This is a genomic window from Natronococcus sp., assembly GCF_047921035.1.
GTDB lineage: Archaea > Halobacteriota > Halobacteria > Halobacteriales > Natrialbaceae > Natronococcus.
Genome location: NZ_JBLRWX010000061.1, coordinates 7,159 through 22,445, shown reverse-complemented (window position 1 = coordinate 22,445; position 15,287 = coordinate 7,159). Strand labels below are relative to the sequence as shown.

Genomic DNA, 15,287 nt, shown 5'->3' with positions numbered 1-15,287 from the left:
ATGCCAATCCGTCCGCCGTCCGAGGACGACGTCCGGGAGCTGGGCGAGGAACTGTTCCTCGATCTCACGCCGGACGAAGTCGAGTTCTACCACGAGCAGCTCACCGACAATCTCGAGGAGTACGAGACGATCCAGGCGTACGATCCCGAGCCTCGCGGGCCGGTCACGCGAACCCGGCCCCGGAGCCCGGGAACCCGACTCGACGACGACGAGGACCCCCACAACGCCTGGGTCACCAAGTGTGAGGTCGAGGGCGACGCGGACGGGCCGCTGTCGGACTGGGAGGTCGCGATCAAGGACAACGTCGCGGTCGCCGGCGTCGAGATGACCTGCGGATCGAACGTCGTCGAGGGATACGTCCCGAACGCCGACGCGACGGTCGTCAGCCGGCTGCTCGAGGCCGGTGCCGACGTCGTCGGGAAGGCGAACATGGACGACATGGCCGTCACCCGGATCGGGCACAGTGCGTTCGGCCCGATCACGAACCCCCGCGACGACGACTACCTCGCGGGCGGCTCGAGCGGCGGGAGCGCGGTCGCCGTCGTCGAGGGCGAGGTCGACGCAGCTATCGGGAGCGACCAGGGCGGGAGCATCCGGATCCCCGCGTCGCTGTGTGGCATCGTCGGCCACAAGCCGACCTACGGACTGGTCCCCTACACCGGCTGCGTCGGCCTCGAGCACACGATCGACCACCCGGGACCGATGACCCCCGACGTCGAGACGGCCGCGGAGATGCTCACCGAAATCGCCGGCAGCAACGCCGCCCACCTCCGGCGGCCGGCGGACGTGCCGACCGAACGCTACCAGGACGCGCTGGACGGCGACGTCTCGGACCTTTCAGTGGGTGTCCTCGAGGAGGGGTTCGACAAGCCCAACGGCGATCCGGGCGTCGACGAGCAGGTCCGGGACGCGATCGACCTGCTCGAGGAGCGGGGCGCGACCGTTGAGGAGGTCTCGATCCCGCTGCACGCCGACGCCGATACGATCCACAAAGTCTGTACGAACGAGGGGCTGGTCGCCGCGATGATGGGGCAGGGCGTCGGCCACGGCTGGAAGGCCTGGTACAGCACCTCCTGGGTCGAGGCGTTCGGCAAGTTCCAGCGCGCGCAGGGGTACGACTTCCCGCCGAACCTCAAACTGAAGCTCCTGCAGGGGATGTACACCATCGAACGGTACCACTCCAGATACTACGCGGCCGGAATGAACCTGATGCTCGAACTGGCCGAGACCTACGACGCGGCCCTCGAGGAGTACGACGTGCTCGCGATGCCGACGACGGACGTGACCGCGCCCGAACACGACCCCGACCGCGACGCCTTCGATCGGCTCCTCGAGACCGAGGTGCCCGCGAACACCTCGCCGTTCAACCGCACGGGCCACCCCGCCATCAGCGTCCCCGCGGGGGAGGTCGACGGGCTCCCGATCGGGCTGATGCTGGTCGGCGCGCGGTTCGAGGATGCGACGGTACTCAACGCCGGCTACGCGGTCGAACAGGCTCGAGGCGAAAGCGGACAGTAGGACCGATCGAAGGGAGCCGAGGCGTGCGGCCGCGTGACCCGAGTCGGAGCAGTCAGACGGACGCCGTCAGTCCCCCGTCGACGCGGACATTCTGACCGGTGACGTAGCTCGAGGCGGGCGAGAGCAGGTACGCGACCGCGTCCGCGATCTCGGCGGTTCGCGCCGGCCGCCCCATCGGGATCCGTTCTCGAGTCTCCTCGTCGACGTCGTAGCTGTCGACGAACCCGGGCTGAACCGTGTTCATCCGGATCCCGTTCGCCGCGTACCGGTCGGCGTAGAGCTTGGTGAAACTCCCGAGTCCGGCCCGGAGCACCGACGACACGGGGAACTCGAGCGACGGCTCGAACGCCGAAAACGTGGAGATGTTCACGATCGACCCGCCGCCCTGCTCGTCCATGATCGGAGTGACGAGTCGAGCCATACGGACGACGTTCAACAGCGCGAGGTCCATCCCCTCGTACCACTCCTCGTCTGCGATCTCGAGGAGGTCGCCCGAGGGCGGGTGACCCGTGTTGTTTACCACCGCGTCGATGCGCCCGTAGCGTTCGCGGGTCGTCTCGACGAGAGCCGCCAGATCGTCGGGATCGGTGACCGACCCCTCGAACCCGTCCCCGCCGAGGTCGGTCGCGACCTCGACGGCGCTACCCGACGGCGACAACAGAACCGGCGTGTACCCGTCCTCGGTCAGTCGCCGGGCGCACGCCTCCCCGATACCGCTACCGGCCGCCGTCACGATCGCGACCTTCTGGTCAGCCATACGACTGCTTCCCCGCCACCCACCATAAAATTCGACACCCGTTCGACGCCGTCTCGGAGGTTCGGGATCACTGCGCGCTCGGTCCGCTCGAACGGACCACGGAGCCGACATCGGGCCTGCCGTACCGACCTATAGCTCCCGCAGCGTCTCGAAGTCGCGCTCGTCGTGGCCACAGACGATCGTCGCGTCGTGTCGTCTCGCCTCCTCCTCGAGCAGGCGATGGCTCTCGAACCAGGAGCGCTTGCACCACAGCAGGCTCCCGCCCATCGGGTGTTCGTCCTCGTAGTTCTCCCGGACGTAGGCCTGGTCGCCCGCGATCAGGACGGTGCCGGCGTCATCGAGGTCGAGACGAACCCCCAGCAGGCCGGGCGTGTGCCCCGGCAGGCGGACGAACTCGAGGTCACGGAAGCGTTGCTCGCGGTCGCCGTGGACGACCTCCCAGTTCAGGTCGCGATCGAAGTCGCCCGCGAGGTAGGCCTCGTCGCCCTCCTCGGTCTTGGCGCTGTAGTAGGCGTGTTTCAGCTCCCGTTCGTGGACGACGATCGGCACGTCGGTCCCCTCGAAGGCGTACAGCCCGCCCGCGTGGTCGAGGTGGAGGTGGCTCTGGATCACGCAGTCGATCTCTCCGAGGCCGTACCCCGCCGCCTCGAGGTCGTCCTCGAGCGGGCGGAGCCCGGTGTGTTCGAAGGCCGCGTACAGCTCCGCGGGCCAGTGGCCCGAATCGGCCTCGGGGTGGGAGCCGGTATCCCAGAGGATCGTCGCCTCGGGGTGGTCGATCACGACGTTGTAGACGGGGCCGTCGCCCATCGTCGTCTCGGGGTTCGGGTCGGCGGCCGACCCCATCGTGTGACCCTCGAGGATGTGGTTGAAGTCGGTCGTGATCGTGCCGCGCTCGATCGGGGTGAGTGTCGCATCGACCATACCGACTCCACGATCGGTCGGGAGTTATTCTTGGTGTCCTCCGAAACGGTCTCCTTCCGATCGAACCGTTCGCCCGCTGGAGATGCCTGCCACACCGGTACCCGTCCGGCGCTCCACCGAACGGTATGGTCAGAGTGTCGACGATCGTCGCCCTGCTCGGTGTTGCACTGCTGTTGGTTCCGGTTCCGCCGTTCATCACCGCCGCGGTCGGTGTTGCGGTGATTCTGGTCGGAGTTGCGCTCCGGCTCTTGACGGACTACTGATGGTTTCTCGGGTTACCCGGCGACCGCGACGGGTACGACTTTCCGTCTCGGATTCCAACCCCCGGATATGACTCAGACGCCGCGAGCCGTCGTCGCCGGCGGCGGACTCGCCGGACTCGTCGCCGCACGGCATCTCGCCGGGGCAGGACTGGACGTAACGTTGCTCGAACGGGCCGAGAACGTCGGCGGGCGGGTGTGGACCCGGGAGCGAGACGGGTTCCGATTCGATCGCGGGTTTCAGGTACTGTTTCCGTCCTATCCCGCCGTACGGCAGGAGCTGGATCTCGAGCGCCTCGACCTGCGCCGGTTCGCGCCGGGAGCATGTCTCGCCCGCCCCGGCCACCGATCGACGCTCTCGGATCCGATCCGGGATCCGCGGGCGCTGCCCGCGACGCTGACGAATACGGACGTCTCGATGGGGGACAAGCTCCGGGTCGCCCGGCTGGCGGTCGACCTCGCCCGACGCGATCCGGAGACGATCCTCGAGTCGTCCGAACCGGACGCGACGATCGAGGACTACCTCCGCGGGCGGGGGTTCTCGGAACGGTTCGTCGACAACTTCGCCGCACCCTTCTACGGCGGGATTACCCTCGATCGCTCGCTATCGACCTCGAGTCGGGTCTTCGAGTACGTCTTCCGAACGCTGCTGACGAGTCGGGCGGCCGTCCCGGTGACCGGAATGGCCGCGATTCCGGCCCAGTTGGCCCAGTACGCGCGAAACGCCGGCGCCAGTATCCGACTCGAGACCGAGGTGACTGACGTCTCGGTCGACGGCGTGAACGGGGAGGCGGTGACGGTTACCACCGACGGCGACGAGTACGAGGCCGACGCGGTCGTGGTCGCGACCGACCCGCCCGCAGCGCGGGAGCTGACGGGCGTCGAGTCGATCCCAACGGACGCCCGCGCCTGCGTCACCCAGTACTACGAACTGCCGGGCGGGACCGACCTCGAGAGCGGGAAGCGGCTCCTGCTCAACACGGTCGACGAGGGACCGAATCAGATCGTCCCCCACAGCGCGGTCGTCCCCGAGTACGCGCCCGACGGCGCCGAACTGATCAGCGCGACCTATCTCGGCGAGCGCGAGGAGAGCGACGCGGAGCTCGCGGCGACCACCCGCGAAACCCTCGAGTCGTGGTATCCCGACCGACGGTTCGACGCCCTCGAGACCCAACGAACCGACCGAATCGAGTTCGCCCAGTTCGCCCAGCCGCCGGGCTTTCGCGACGGACTGCCCGAGCCCCGCGACCCCGACGGATCGGTCTACCTGGCGGGCGACTACACCCGGTGGTCGTCGATCCAGGGCGCGATGGAGAGCGGTCGAGTAGCGGCGAAGGCGGTGATAGAAGACCTCTAGCCGAACGCGTCGTCAGAGCCGGTCCTGAACGGACTACTGGAAATCATCGACGACGCAACCGCGACCCGTCTTGCGGTTGCACCGGGACATCGTTACGGCAGGCCGTATGAAAGACCACGCCGTTGGTCACGAGCAACACGCTCATCACGGCGACCTCGAAGGAGGCGACGCCGGAGAGCCAGAACCCGAGCGCGACGCCGTTGAATCCGAGCGCGATCCCCGGCGCCCCCGCTCGAAGCGTCCGCAGGTAGCGGTCCGTTCGATCCTCGTCGTCGCCGTCCGTCCGTCGATCCGCCTCGAGGTCCGTTCCGTCCCGGTCCGAGGATTCGATCCGGCAACCGTCGTCCTCGTCGCGGGCCTCGTCCGGCGCCAGGAACTCGGTTCCACAGCGCCGGCAACTGATGTACCGTCTCGAGAACGGGGTCGGGTAGTCCGCCGGACAGTTCGGGCAGACGAGGCGATCCGCGACCGGGTGGTGTTCCACGCGTTCGGCCATCTTCCTATCGAGACATATGACTGTTGAGTTATATGTCTTCTCATGAATACAGTAATGCAATTTTATATCTATGGCTAGAGCAGTCGTCGGGACTCACTCAGGGGCGGAAACCACAGCGTCTCGGCGCTCGAGCGGTCGTAGACGGCCGGGTAGTAGTCGTCGAGGGCACCGACCAGCGGCGACTGCAGGTCGCTCGAGCGGAGTCGGTTGACGGTTCGGCCGCCCGCGAGTCGGGTAAACGCCGGGAGAAGCAGCGTCGCCGCGCGGCCGTCGCCGCCGGGATCGTACAGCGCGCAGGGGCGCTTTCGCCCGTCGACCTCGATCGCCGGGTGTTCGTGTCCGATAACGTACCGCGTCGCGTCCTCCTCCGGGGGCGACTCGTGGCCGTGACAGACGACCGTCTCCCCGTCGGCCAGCCGGTAGGCGGGCGCCGTCTCGCCGTCGAAGACCGACTCGAGCATCGTGTCGTGGTTGCCGGGCGTGACGACCAGCGACGCGTCGGCGGCCTCGACGCTGTCGGCGAGCCGGGTAATCGATCGCTCGACGCCGCGGGGGACGCGGGAAAACGAGTGTAACAGGTCGCCGGCGACGACGACCGTGTCCGGGTTTCGGGTGGCCAACAGCGCCTCGAGCCTGTCGCCGACGTCTTCCTCGCCGCCGATCGGTGCCTCGACCCTCGAGGCGGCGCCGCGTCCGAGGTGGAGGTCCGCGAGGACGAGTGTCTCGGCGCGGGGGAAGTAGACCGCTCGATCGTCCAGTTCGAAGGGGACATCGACGGCGTCGGTCATCGGTCGCGAGAACCGCCGTCGGTCCGGACGTCCGCGCCGAGGGCCGTCTCGAGGTCGTACTCGGTCCCGGTCAGCACGAACAGCACCTCCTCGAGGGGTTCGAGGATCTCGGGGAGGATCTTGACGACGAGGTACGTGATCCCGATCAGGGCGACGACCGAAAGCAGCTGGGAGATGTAGTTGTGCGCGACCAGGTACGAGACCCGGGTCTCCTCGGCGCCCATGTAGGTCGTCACCAGCGAGACGACGAGATCCTGCTGGAACCAGCCGTGGGGGGTCGCAAGGCCGATGAAGACGTTCCGGACGAGGTTCAGCAGCCAGATGACGCCGATCGCGAGCGCGAAGGCCGCCAGCTTCCGCCGGAGAGGAGCCGCCACCGCGGCGATCAGCCCGCCGAAGATGGCCATGCTCCCGAGCCCGGTACAGGCGAGCACGATGTAGGTGGTCCGTCCGGTCGCCGTCTCCTCGGAGTCGAAGTTGAAGCGACTCTCGTACCCGTTCGTGCCCTCGTTGAGCCCCGGACTGTGACCCAGCAGCTCCATCCCGTAGTGGGTCTGGACCGCGGTGGTCTCGATCAGCCACTGGCGGACGATCGGGATCGTCTCTGCGGGCAGGTAGATCAGGCCCATAAGGGCGACGGCCTTGGTCAGCACGAACAGCGACTCCCGGCCGTTCCAGAGGAGGTAGCCGGTGTAGGCACACAGCGGCAAGGCGGCGAGCGCCAGGACGGTCTGGAGGGGACTCTGTGCGTCGTAGTAGTAGTACGGCACCATCGTCAGCCAGTAGGTGCCAAACAGCAGCCAGGCGACCCCCGCGATCCGACGGGCGGGAACCGCGACGTCCGACCAGCGGGCGAGCAAGGCGATCCCGAAGGCGGCGATCGCGATCCAGGCCAGCGCGTCGATCGGCAGGGTACCCTGCAGCGTCGACGCGAGCGTCTCGCCGCTCGCCAGCGCTCCGAGAGCATCGACCGACGGCGCGGAGGGCGAGGACATCGTCGTCCTGTCCGACGGACGCGTCCGGCATGAGTTTGTTGCCTCGACGACTGCGTACCTTTTTTGCCGTGCTGGCGGAAACTGCCCGTATGGTCGACGTCCTCGACAACAAGCGGGCCGCGACGCGGTTTCGGATCCTCGTCCAGATCGCCGAGCGCCAGCCCGCCGTCAGCCAGGGAGAGATCGCCGGGGAGGTCGGCGTCACGAGCCAGGCCGTCAGCGAGTACATCCGCGAACTCGTCGACGACGGGCTCGTCGAGAAGGAGGGCCGCTCCCGGTACCGGGTCACCAAGGAGGGCGTCGACTGGCTCTTTCAGGCCGCCGGCGACGTGCGCCGCTTTGCCGACCACGTCACCGAGGACGTCCTGGGCGCGATGGGCGAGGACACCGCGATCGCAGTCGACGACCTCGAGGAGGGCGACATCGTCTCGCTGTCGATCGAGGACGGCCTCCTCCACGCCGAGGCGGGCGAGGCGGGGCCGGCGACGGGGGTCGCGACGACCGACGCCGACGCCGGAACCGACGTCGGCGTCACGAGCTTCGAGGGCGTCATCGACCTCGAGCCCGGCTCCGTGACCGTCCTGCAGGTGCCCGCGGTGCGGTCGGGCGGCAGCCGCGAGGTCGACGCCGAAACGGTTACCGATCACTGCCAAGAGGCCGACCTCGTCCTCGCGACGGGCGTCGAGGCGGTCGTCGCCTGCCGACAGGCCGAGACCGAACCCGACGTCACCTTCGCCGTCGGCGAGGTCGCGGCCGACGCCGCCGAGCGCGGACTCGCGGTCACCGCGGTCGCGACGACCGACGCCGTCGGCCGGGTCACCGACACGCTCCGGGACGCAGACGTCTCCTACGAAGTGCTCGAGGGGTAGGTCAGCCCCCTCGAGCCGCGCGATCCTCGAGAACCTCACTCGCGACCCGCTCGCCCGAGCTGATCGCTCCCTCCATGAAGCCGCGCCACTCCAGAGCCGTCTCGGAGCCCGCCCAGCGGACGCGGCCGACGGGTTCGCGGAGCGCGTCGCCGCAACTCGTCAGCGTCCCCGGGGTCATCGCGGCGTTGTACCCGCCCGTCGACCACCGCGTCGTCGACCACGTCTCCTCGGTGTACTCGAGGGGAGCGCTCGCTCGCGGTCCGAAGTACCGTTCGAGCTCCTCGAGCACCCGCTCCCGGCGCTCGGTCGCGGATCGGTCGCTCCACTCGAGGGCGTCGGCCCCGGCGACGAACCCGACGAGACGCCCCCGATCCCCGTCGGGGAGGGTCCCGTCCGCAACCTCGGTCACCACGCCGTCGGCCGAAAGCACTGACCCCGAGTAGCCGTCGTCGCGCCAGAACGGCTCCTCGTAGGCGGCGACCCACTTGATTACCGCGCCCATCGGCATCCGCTGGACCAGCCCCCGTCGACGGGCGGGCAACGGCGGTTCGTGGTCGATGTGCCCGATCAACGGCGGCGGGACGGCGACGATCGCGTCCGAGACGGCGTAGGTCTCGCCGTCGGAGACGAGCGTCACGTCGTCTCCGCGCCGATCGATCTTCCGGACCGGTTCGTTCAGCCGGATCGCGTCGCCGAGGCCGTCGGCCAGCCCCTCCGCGAGCCGCTGGGTACTGCCGACGAGGCGGTACTCCTGTGCGACGCTGACCGACTCGTCGTCGGCTCCGAGGCCGCCGGCGGCGTCGACGGCCGCGAGGAGGTACAACAGCGAAATCTCGCCCGGTTCGACGGTGAACTCGGCCCGGACGAACGCGTCGAACGCCTCGCGTGCGGCCTCGGTGTCGATCACCTCGCGCTTCCAGGACTCGAGGGTCGTCGCGTCCCGAAGGGCTGCGTCGGGCGCGTCGTCCGGTGATTCGAGGGGAACGTCGCGACGGAGGCTCTCGACTCGTTCGAGGGCGGCCTGCAGCTCCGACGCCGATTCTTCTGGAAGCGCCCGAAAGCGGTTCTCGTGGTCGAACACCTCGCCCGCGACGGCGACCCGATCGGCGCCCGCGTCGTACTGCTCGCGAAGCTCGAGATCGAACTTCTCGACTAACTCGAGGACACGCTCGTGGTCGGCGCCGATCCACTCCGCGCCGCGGTCGATGGCGTTGCCGGTCGACAGCGAGCCTTCGGCCGTCCGGCCGCCGACCCGGTCTCTGGCCTCGAGGACGACGACCTCGAGTCCCGCGTCGGCCAGCTCCCGTGCCGCCGTCAGTCCGGACAGTCCCGCGCCGACGACGCCGACGTCGTATCGTTCCGTCGCTCGAGAACTACCCATACGTGGCTCGTGGTCCGGCGCGAAGAAAGGTTCCCGGTTCCCGTAGCGATTCCCGGAGTCGGCCGGCTCGAGACGGGGGGTGGCCGCCTACCGGTCGACGTGAGGCCACTCGCTTTCGTCGACGAACTCGGCTGCACCGCAGCAGCCACACTGCTCGGGCGCCTCGTACTGGTGGCCGGCGTCGGTACGTCCGACGACCGTGCCGGCGTGTATCGTCTGACACGCGGTACAAACGTACTTTTTCGGGAGTTCCGGAGAGTGTGCCATATCCGGACCTACCCCCGCCAGCGGCATATAATGCGAGTGTGGGTCTCCGGCGACGGCAGTCGGGTCCGGCGGCCAGCTCGCTCCACCCAGCGAGTGTCGAGCGCGAGCCGTACTTAACCGATGTAGCGCAGGTCGTCGTCGGTCGGCACGTCCATCTGCTGTTGTTGTTGTTCCATCTCCTGGATCTTGCCGATGACGTCTTCCATCTCGTCGGCGCGCTCGTCGAGGCTCTCGTAGTCGAGTTCGAACCCGAGCAGCTCCTCGAGCACCTCGAGCACCGCGCGGGCACTCTTGGGATCGACGAGGTAACCGCTGGTCTCGCCCATCAGGCAGGCGGCCTCGAAGCCCCGGCGTTCGCCAAGCCCCAGCAGGAGTCCGGAGACGCCGACGATCCCGCCGGCGGGTTCGTCCTCGCGGAACTCGACGCCGGCGTCCTCGAGGGTCTCGACCAGCGACTCGTCGGTGACGGCGCCGACGACGGCGTACTCGTCGATCAGTTCGCCGGTCGGCACGCCGCCCAGCGCGTACAGCTCGCTCGCGCCGAACTCCTCGGCGATATCGAGAAACGCCGACGCCAGCACGTAGTGGCCCTCGTTCGTCTGGGCCTGGTGGTCGCCGGTCAACACGAGCAGGTCGCGACCGTCGGGCACCGAGATCGCGTGGATCTCCGCACAGGTCAGGTCGGCGACGCCGTCCTCGATGTTCACCTTCGGCGGGAACTCCCGGGAGTAGATCCGCCGGACGAGAGTGCTCTCGCCCTCGAGTTCCTCGAGCACGTGCTCGGCCGCGAGGCTGCCGACGTGTCCGACGCCGGGCAGCCCCTCGACGAGTACGGGGTCGTCCAGTTCGACCTCGGCGACCGCGTCGATCTCGAGTTCGTCCATACCGTATCAGCGACTGCGACGTTTAAGAGCGCGTCGGTACTCGCCGTGGGCGTCCTCGGGGTCGAACGGCGCCGGCGCGCTGTTTACGGCGTCGGCGCCGCAGTCGGGACAGGTCGACAAAAGGGTGTACACCGGGCGGTCGTGGGCGTCGCGCCACGCCGAACAGACCCGGATGTCCGATTTCATTACTCGTCGTCGGTGCGGCGTTCGCGGTGGAACTCGCCGGAGCCGCCCTCCCCTTCGATCGCCGCGACCGCGCGGCGGGCGCTCTCCTCGAGCTGGGACTCGGCGGTCTTGTAGTTGGGCGCACGGACGTTGATCCGGTACTCCGGGGCGCCGACGTAGCTAACCTCGAGATCGACCTCGTCGGGCACCTCGCCGTTGCCCTCGGCGGCCTCCAGGGCGGCACGAATGCCGTCGACGCCGCTCGGGGAGGCGTTCTCGAGGTCGACGTAGCCGGTGACGGTGACGTACGGCACCGAGACGTTCTCGCGGGCGGTGTCGACGAGGGCGTCGATCTCCGACTCCGAGAGGTCGGTGCTCTCGAGGGCCTCCTCGCCGTGGATCGCCGCCTGCTTGAACCCGTCGTAGAGGCTGCCGTGGGCGCCGATCAGCTCGTTGGCGACGGCGGTGTAGGTCTCGTCGTCGGCGTCCTCGCCGAGCGCGAGGCCCATCCAGTTGTCTGCCTTCTGTTCGTTTTTCCAGTCCTGGATCTTGTCGGAGCGCTGGTGGTCGTTGACGTCTTTCAGCGAGAGGTCGATCTGCTGGGACTCGGTGTCGACGTCGAGTACCTTGCAGACGACGATCTGGCCCTCGCGAACGTGATCCCGGACGTTCTTGATCCAGCCGCTCGCGACCTCGGAGATGTGGATCAGCCCGCGCTGGTCGCGGTACTCCTCGAGGTCGACGAAGACGCCGAAGTCCTCGATCTCGTCGATCTTGCCGACGACGAGCTCGCCGGTGTCGGGCCAGCCGCTGTACTTCATCGTGACTCGACTGTTTCGAGGATCTCGTGGTCGATCTCGGCTTTGCCGCCGGTCGGTCGCGCCAGCGTCGTTCCGCAGACGGCACACGCGACCTCCGTGGAGGCCTTGCCGAAGACGGTCTGTTCGTTCTCGCAGTCACCGCAGCGGACGTTGTAGAAATTTCCTGCCATGGTAATCACTCCTGGAACTCGAGTCGGCCGGCGCGCCATCCCTCGCGGAGGTGGGCCTTGCCGCACTCGCTGCAGCGGTACTTGAGGTCCGTTTTCTTCGTGGGCTTCTCGCCGCCGGGCACCTTCGAGAAGCGACCGGCGTTCCCGATCGTCGCGGTGTTGCGTCGGGTGCGGCGAGCGTCCCACTTCATCCCAGAGGAGCGGCCGGTTCGGGACTTCTCGACCTCGTGCTCGTGGTGTTCGTTGCAGTGCGGACAGTACGTATTGAATCGGCGTGGCATCTGCATCGTTAGCTCACTTGACGTGGGCTAAGACAGCGCCGTTTAAAACCCGTTTGGTTCGTCGTCGTCGCGGGGACGGACCCCTCGAGCCTTCGAAGCGTTTAATCCCCTCTCGCGTGAACGCACCCGCATGAAGCGTCTCATCATCCACGGTGACCCGGGTATTCGCAAGGGTGCTATCGTGGAGTACGACGGGGAGGAGGTGGTGTGTTTCGCCGTGACGCGCAACGGCGAGTGGCACGGCCCCGAGAAGGTCCAGCTGTGGTGTACCGTCGGCGCCGAATCGGAGTTCGAGGACTTCGAGAAGCGCAACTTCACCCCCCACTTCCTCGACGTCGACCGCGTCGACGCCGAGGACGTCGCCGTCGTCCGCGCGAAAGCCGACCTCGAGCTGTAAGGCCGGCAACTGTACGGCGATGTCACGATCACTGTCGGACGCCCTTCGAGTGCGAGCCCGGGCGCTGCTGTCGGCGACCCGGTTCACCCAGTTCGCAAGCGTCGGGCTCGTCGGCGCGACCGTCGACAACCTCGTTCTCGTCGTCCTCGTCGAACTCACCGTTCTGGGACCGGTCGTCGCGAAGGTGATCGCCTGGGAGTTCGCCATCGCGGTAATCTTCGCGATCAACGAACGCTGGACGTTCGCGAGCCACGGCGCCTGGACCCCTCGAGCGCTCGGCCGTCGGTTTCTCCGGTCGAACCTGGTTCGGTTCGCGGGCTTTCTCGTCACGCTGACCGTACTGACCCTGTTGGTCTACGGCTTCGACGTCTGGTATCTCGCGGCGAACCTCGTCGGGATGGGGATCGGTTTCTTCGTCAACTATACTTGTGAGAGCCTCTACACGTGGAAGGTCCACAGGGGCTAACGGTAGAAACCCACATACGGCGGTCGAATCACAACCCTTAACTAGCGCACCGGGTTACGAAGAAGTAGCGGGATGGGATAGCCAGGAGATTCCGGCGGGCTCATAACCCGCAGACCGGTAGTTCAAATCTACCTCCCGCTACTTTTCGAGGCGAACAACAACGAGGAACGGAGTGACGAGTGGCGTGAGCCTCGAAAATAGTATAGAGAAGATTTGAGCCTGGGAGCAGCTTTGCTGCGACCGTGGTTCAAATCTCCCTCCCGCTCTGCTTTGGCTCGACTAATCCGTAAGCGTCAGTCATAGCGCATCCCGGCCTTTCAGAGAACTGAACCGAACGACGAGCTACGGCGAGCCCGCTCGAGCCGTCCCGTTTTTGGTGACACCGTCACAACCGACGGGTATGAGAGAGTCGCTTCGGGCGGCGCTGGCCCGCGTCCGAAACCCCGAGTACACCGGCGAGAACAGGTGCGTTCCGTGTACGACCGTCAACGCCGCGCTCGCCGCCGGAGCGAGCGCACTCGTGGGCAAGGTCTCGCGCAGGGGCGGGGTCGCGGCGTTCGCGGGGTCGCTTGCCGTAATCGGCCTCCGTGGCTACCTCGTTCCCGGAACGCCGGCACTGACGAAGCGGTACCTCCCGGCGCCGATCCTCGAGTACTTCGACACCCACCCGCTCGAGGAACCCGACGAGGAGCCCACGGAGCTGACGACCGAGACCATCGAGGAGTACGAGCGCCAGCGCGAACGGGCGGTCGATCCCGAGCGGTTCCTGCTCGAGGTCGGCGCCGTCGAGATCCGAGAGAACGATCTCGGCTTTACCGACGACCTCGCCGACCTGATCGACGATCGGCTCCGTACGCTGCCCGACGATCCGATCGAGCCGGAACTCGTCGCCGAGCTATACGGTCTCGAACCCGGTTCGGTGACCGTCGAGGACCGTTCTTACCCCGCCGTCAAGATCGGTCGACGGATCCACACGTGGCCGTCGACGGCCGCCCTGCTCGCGGACCTCGCGACCCACCGCGCGCTCGAGGAACTGACCGACCGATGGGCGGCGGTGCCCCAGGCCCAGCGGATCGAACTGCTCGAGGCCTTGCGGTCGTTCCGCGAGCGCTGTCCGGACTGCGGCGGGCCGATCACGCTGACCGAGGACACCGTCGACTCCTGCTGTCAGACCTACGCGGTCCACGCGCTCAACTGCGACGGCTGCGGACAGCCGCTGCTCGAGTTCGATCCCGAGGACGTCGATCGGGGTGCAGGTGGCGGGTTCCAGCCGTAACAAGCAGGGTCAGGCGTCGTCGGGTTCGATACTGATCGTCGTTTCGTCGTACAACCCTTTTTCGGCGGGAGCCTCGACGTTCAGCCCGGCACCGATCGCGTACGTTCCGGGCTCGGCCGCCTCCCACTCGTCGTCGGCGACGCGAAACCGCTGGTGCCAGCGCTTCCCGAACTGCTTTCGCTCGCCGCGGTCGAACCGGAACCCCTGCGGCTCCGCGGGCGGATCGTGAAGCGGGATCTCGGCGGCGTCGGTGAGCCCGTCGACGTTCCAGCGCCAGAGGATCGGCGACCGGGTCGTCACCGTGATCGGGAACGGCATCGCGTTTCGCATCGTCACTCGAAACGGGATCGCGGCCCCGACCGGATACGTCGAGCGCGGCGTCGAGACGTCGACCGAGATCGCCCGGTGACAGAGCCAGTCGGGAACGAACCGCCGGCTCAACCCCGTGCTGTCGACCGACCGCATCGCCTGGGGCTCGGTCTTTCGCTCGCGAGGGGAGAAGGGCTCGTCGTCGTCCCGGCTGAGGGCGTTCGACTCGTAGATCCGACGCATTGGCGGAGACAGGCGCGACGAGAACTAAAGCGTTCGGAAACCGCAGGTTAGTCGTCGGCGACGGCGTCGTTCGCGCCCTCGTCGGAGCGGAACTCGCCGTCGGCGTACCGATCGTCGTACAGCAGACAGGCGATCTCGTGCGTTTCTCCCGTCGGAACCTGGTGTGGGTCGTGGGTCTCGCAGGGCGAGGTGAACGTCTCCTCGAGTCGCTCCCGTGCGGCGTCGAACTCCGCGGCGTGGAGCGCGTCGATGCTCTCGCCGAGGGAGCGCTCGGCCGTCGGATCGGACACCGTCTGGGGCAGGCCGAACTCCTCGCGGACCGAGGTTTCGAACGCCTCGCGCGAGAGTTCGTTCGGATCGGTCGCCTCCTCGTCGACGGCGTCGACCGACGTGACCGCCTCGAGATCCTCGGCGCCGCGAACCCGAAGCTTGAGATCGACGATCGAGCGCCAGACGTCCTGCGGGAGGTCGATATCGTCGGGCGGAATGATGCGCGGACAGCGGGTGTGGAACCGACAGCCTGACGGCGGGTTCATCGGCGACGGGACGGTCCCTGGGAGCAGGATCTGGTCGCCGTTCCAGAGCGGATCCGGCTCCGGAATCGCCGACAGCAGCGCCTCCGCGTAGGGGTGGTGGGGCGGCGAGAACACCTCCTCGGTCGTCCCC

General features: G+C 67.7%; 21 protein-coding genes and 1 tRNA gene. 8 read left to right on the top strand and 14 right to left on the bottom strand.

Features of this window, described 5'->3' with window-relative positions:
- Nucleotides 1–1,518, top strand: a 1,518-nt coding sequence (locus ACNA7R_RS12955; protein WP_416283981.1) for an amidase, incomplete at its 5' end; no start/stop codon positions are given.
- 52 nt (nt 1,519–1,570) lie between these two features.
- On the opposite strand, the gene ACNA7R_RS12950 is transcribed toward ACNA7R_RS12955, so the two are convergent.
- Nucleotides 1,571–2,275: an SDR family oxidoreductase gene (locus ACNA7R_RS12950; RefSeq protein ID WP_416283980.1), complete on the bottom strand. Its 705-nt coding sequence runs from the start codon at nt 2,273–2,275 to the stop codon at nt 1,571–1,573.
- A 129-nt stretch (nt 2,276–2,404) separates the two neighbouring features.
- Nucleotides 2,405–3,196 (bottom strand): N-acyl homoserine lactonase family protein, encoded by a 792-nt coding sequence (locus ACNA7R_RS12945; protein ID WP_416283979.1) that lies wholly within the window; start codon nt 3,194–3,196, stop codon nt 2,405–2,407.
- Between the two features lie 125 nt (nt 3,197–3,321).
- Here ACNA7R_RS12945 and ACNA7R_RS12940 point away from each other — a divergent pair, with 125 nt between their 5' ends.
- Both ACNA7R_RS12940 and ACNA7R_RS12935 read left to right on the top strand, forming a co-directional pair.
- Entirely contained in the window at nt 3,322–3,459 is a 138-nt protein-coding gene (locus ACNA7R_RS12940; protein ID WP_416283978.1) for a transporter, read from the top strand.
- 67 nt (nt 3,460–3,526) lie between these two features.
- Nucleotides 3,527–4,813, top strand: coding sequence for an NAD(P)/FAD-dependent oxidoreductase (locus tag ACNA7R_RS12935; RefSeq protein WP_416283977.1), 1,287 nt, complete (start codon nt 3,527–3,529; stop codon nt 4,811–4,813).
- A 43-nt stretch (nt 4,814–4,856) separates the two neighbouring features.
- Here ACNA7R_RS12935 and ACNA7R_RS12930 read toward each other — a convergent pair whose 3' ends face one another.
- The 3 genes from ACNA7R_RS12930 to artA all read right to left on the bottom strand — a co-directional run bounded on the left by ACNA7R_RS12930 (nt 4,857) and on the right by artA (nt 7,092).
- Nucleotides 4,857–5,309, bottom strand: a complete 453-nt coding sequence (locus ACNA7R_RS12930) for a hypothetical protein (protein WP_416283976.1) — start codon at nt 5,307–5,309, stop codon at nt 4,857–4,859.
- A gap of 74 nt (nt 5,310–5,383) precedes the next feature.
- Nucleotides 5,384–6,097: a metallophosphoesterase gene (locus tag ACNA7R_RS12925; protein ID WP_416283975.1), complete on the bottom strand. Its 714-nt coding sequence runs from the start codon at nt 6,095–6,097 to the stop codon at nt 5,384–5,386.
- A complete protein-coding gene (artA, locus tag ACNA7R_RS12920) occupies nt 6,094–7,092 on the bottom strand; it encodes an archaeosortase A (protein WP_416283974.1) in 999 nt (332 codons plus the stop codon). Before artA ends, ACNA7R_RS12925 begins: the two co-directional genes overlap by 4 nt.
- A gap of 89 nt (nt 7,093–7,181) precedes the next feature.
- Here artA and ACNA7R_RS12915 point away from each other — a divergent pair, with 89 nt between their 5' ends.
- The gene (locus tag ACNA7R_RS12915) at nt 7,182–7,961 is read left to right on the top strand and encodes a winged helix-turn-helix transcriptional regulator (protein ID WP_416283973.1); all 780 of its coding nucleotides are present in this window, start codon (nt 7,182–7,184) and stop codon (nt 7,959–7,961) included.
- A gap of 1 nt (nt 7,962) precedes the next feature.
- On the opposite strand, the gene ACNA7R_RS12910 is transcribed toward ACNA7R_RS12915, so the two are convergent.
- From ACNA7R_RS12910 to ACNA7R_RS12880, 7 genes are all read right to left on the bottom strand, one after another.
- Nucleotides 7,963–9,342: a flavin monoamine oxidase family protein gene (locus ACNA7R_RS12910; protein ID WP_416283972.1), complete on the bottom strand. Its 1,380-nt coding sequence runs from the start codon at nt 9,340–9,342 to the stop codon at nt 7,963–7,965.
- A gap of 87 nt (nt 9,343–9,429) precedes the next feature.
- Nucleotides 9,430–9,609 carry a hypothetical protein gene (locus ACNA7R_RS12905; protein ID WP_416283971.1) on the bottom strand — a complete coding sequence of 60 codons (180 nt, stop codon included), beginning with the start codon at nt 9,607–9,609 and terminating at the stop codon, nt 9,430–9,432.
- 113 nt (nt 9,610–9,722) lie between these two features.
- A complete protein-coding gene (locus tag ACNA7R_RS12900; RefSeq protein ID WP_416283970.1) occupies nt 9,723–10,493 on the bottom strand; it encodes a proteasome assembly chaperone family protein in 771 nt (256 codons plus the stop codon).
- 6 nt (nt 10,494–10,499) lie between these two features.
- Complete coding sequence (locus ACNA7R_RS12895) at nt 10,500–10,679, bottom strand: RNA-protein complex protein Nop10 (RefSeq protein WP_015319891.1); 180 nt, start codon at nt 10,677–10,679, stop codon at nt 10,500–10,502.
- On the bottom strand, nt 10,679–11,479 hold the full coding sequence (locus ACNA7R_RS12890; RefSeq protein WP_416283969.1) for a translation initiation factor IF-2 subunit alpha: 801 nt from the start codon (nt 11,477–11,479) through the stop codon (nt 10,679–10,681). Before ACNA7R_RS12890 ends, ACNA7R_RS12895 begins: the two co-directional genes overlap by 1 nt.
- The gene (locus ACNA7R_RS12885; protein WP_005553725.1) at nt 11,476–11,649 is read right to left on the bottom strand and encodes a 30S ribosomal protein S27e; all 174 of its coding nucleotides are present in this window, start codon (nt 11,647–11,649) and stop codon (nt 11,476–11,478) included. The genes ACNA7R_RS12890 and ACNA7R_RS12885 overlap by 4 nt, the downstream gene beginning before the upstream one ends.
- Before the next feature lie 5 nt (nt 11,650–11,654).
- Complete coding sequence (locus ACNA7R_RS12880; protein WP_416283968.1) at nt 11,655–11,936, bottom strand: 50S ribosomal protein L44e; 282 nt, start codon at nt 11,934–11,936, stop codon at nt 11,655–11,657.
- A 124-nt stretch (nt 11,937–12,060) separates the two neighbouring features.
- Between ACNA7R_RS12880 and ACNA7R_RS12875 the strand changes: the two genes are divergently transcribed.
- From ACNA7R_RS12875 to ACNA7R_RS12860, 4 genes are all read left to right on the top strand, one after another.
- On the top strand, nt 12,061–12,327 hold the full coding sequence (locus tag ACNA7R_RS12875; protein WP_416283967.1) for an HAH_0734 family protein: 267 nt from the start codon (nt 12,061–12,063) through the stop codon (nt 12,325–12,327).
- 19 nt (nt 12,328–12,346) lie between these two features.
- A complete protein-coding gene (locus ACNA7R_RS12870; RefSeq protein ID WP_416283966.1) occupies nt 12,347–12,793 on the top strand; it encodes a GtrA family protein in 447 nt (148 codons plus the stop codon).
- Between the two features lie 66 nt (nt 12,794–12,859).
- A tRNA-Met gene (locus ACNA7R_RS12865) sits at nt 12,860–12,934 on the top strand.
- Between the two features lie 259 nt (nt 12,935–13,193).
- Complete coding sequence (locus ACNA7R_RS12860) at nt 13,194–14,069, top strand: hypothetical protein (protein ID WP_416283965.1); 876 nt, start codon at nt 13,194–13,196, stop codon at nt 14,067–14,069.
- 9 nt (nt 14,070–14,078) lie between these two features.
- Here ACNA7R_RS12860 and ACNA7R_RS12855 read toward each other — a convergent pair whose 3' ends face one another.
- Nucleotides 14,079–14,621 carry a hypothetical protein gene (locus tag ACNA7R_RS12855; protein ID WP_416283964.1) on the bottom strand — a complete coding sequence of 181 codons (543 nt, stop codon included), beginning with the start codon at nt 14,619–14,621 and terminating at the stop codon, nt 14,079–14,081.
- Nucleotides 14,622–14,668: 47 nt separating this feature from the next.
- The coding region (locus ACNA7R_RS12850; RefSeq protein WP_416283963.1) for an oligopeptide/dipeptide ABC transporter ATP-binding protein at nt 14,669–15,287 on the bottom strand (619 nt) is incomplete at its 5' end.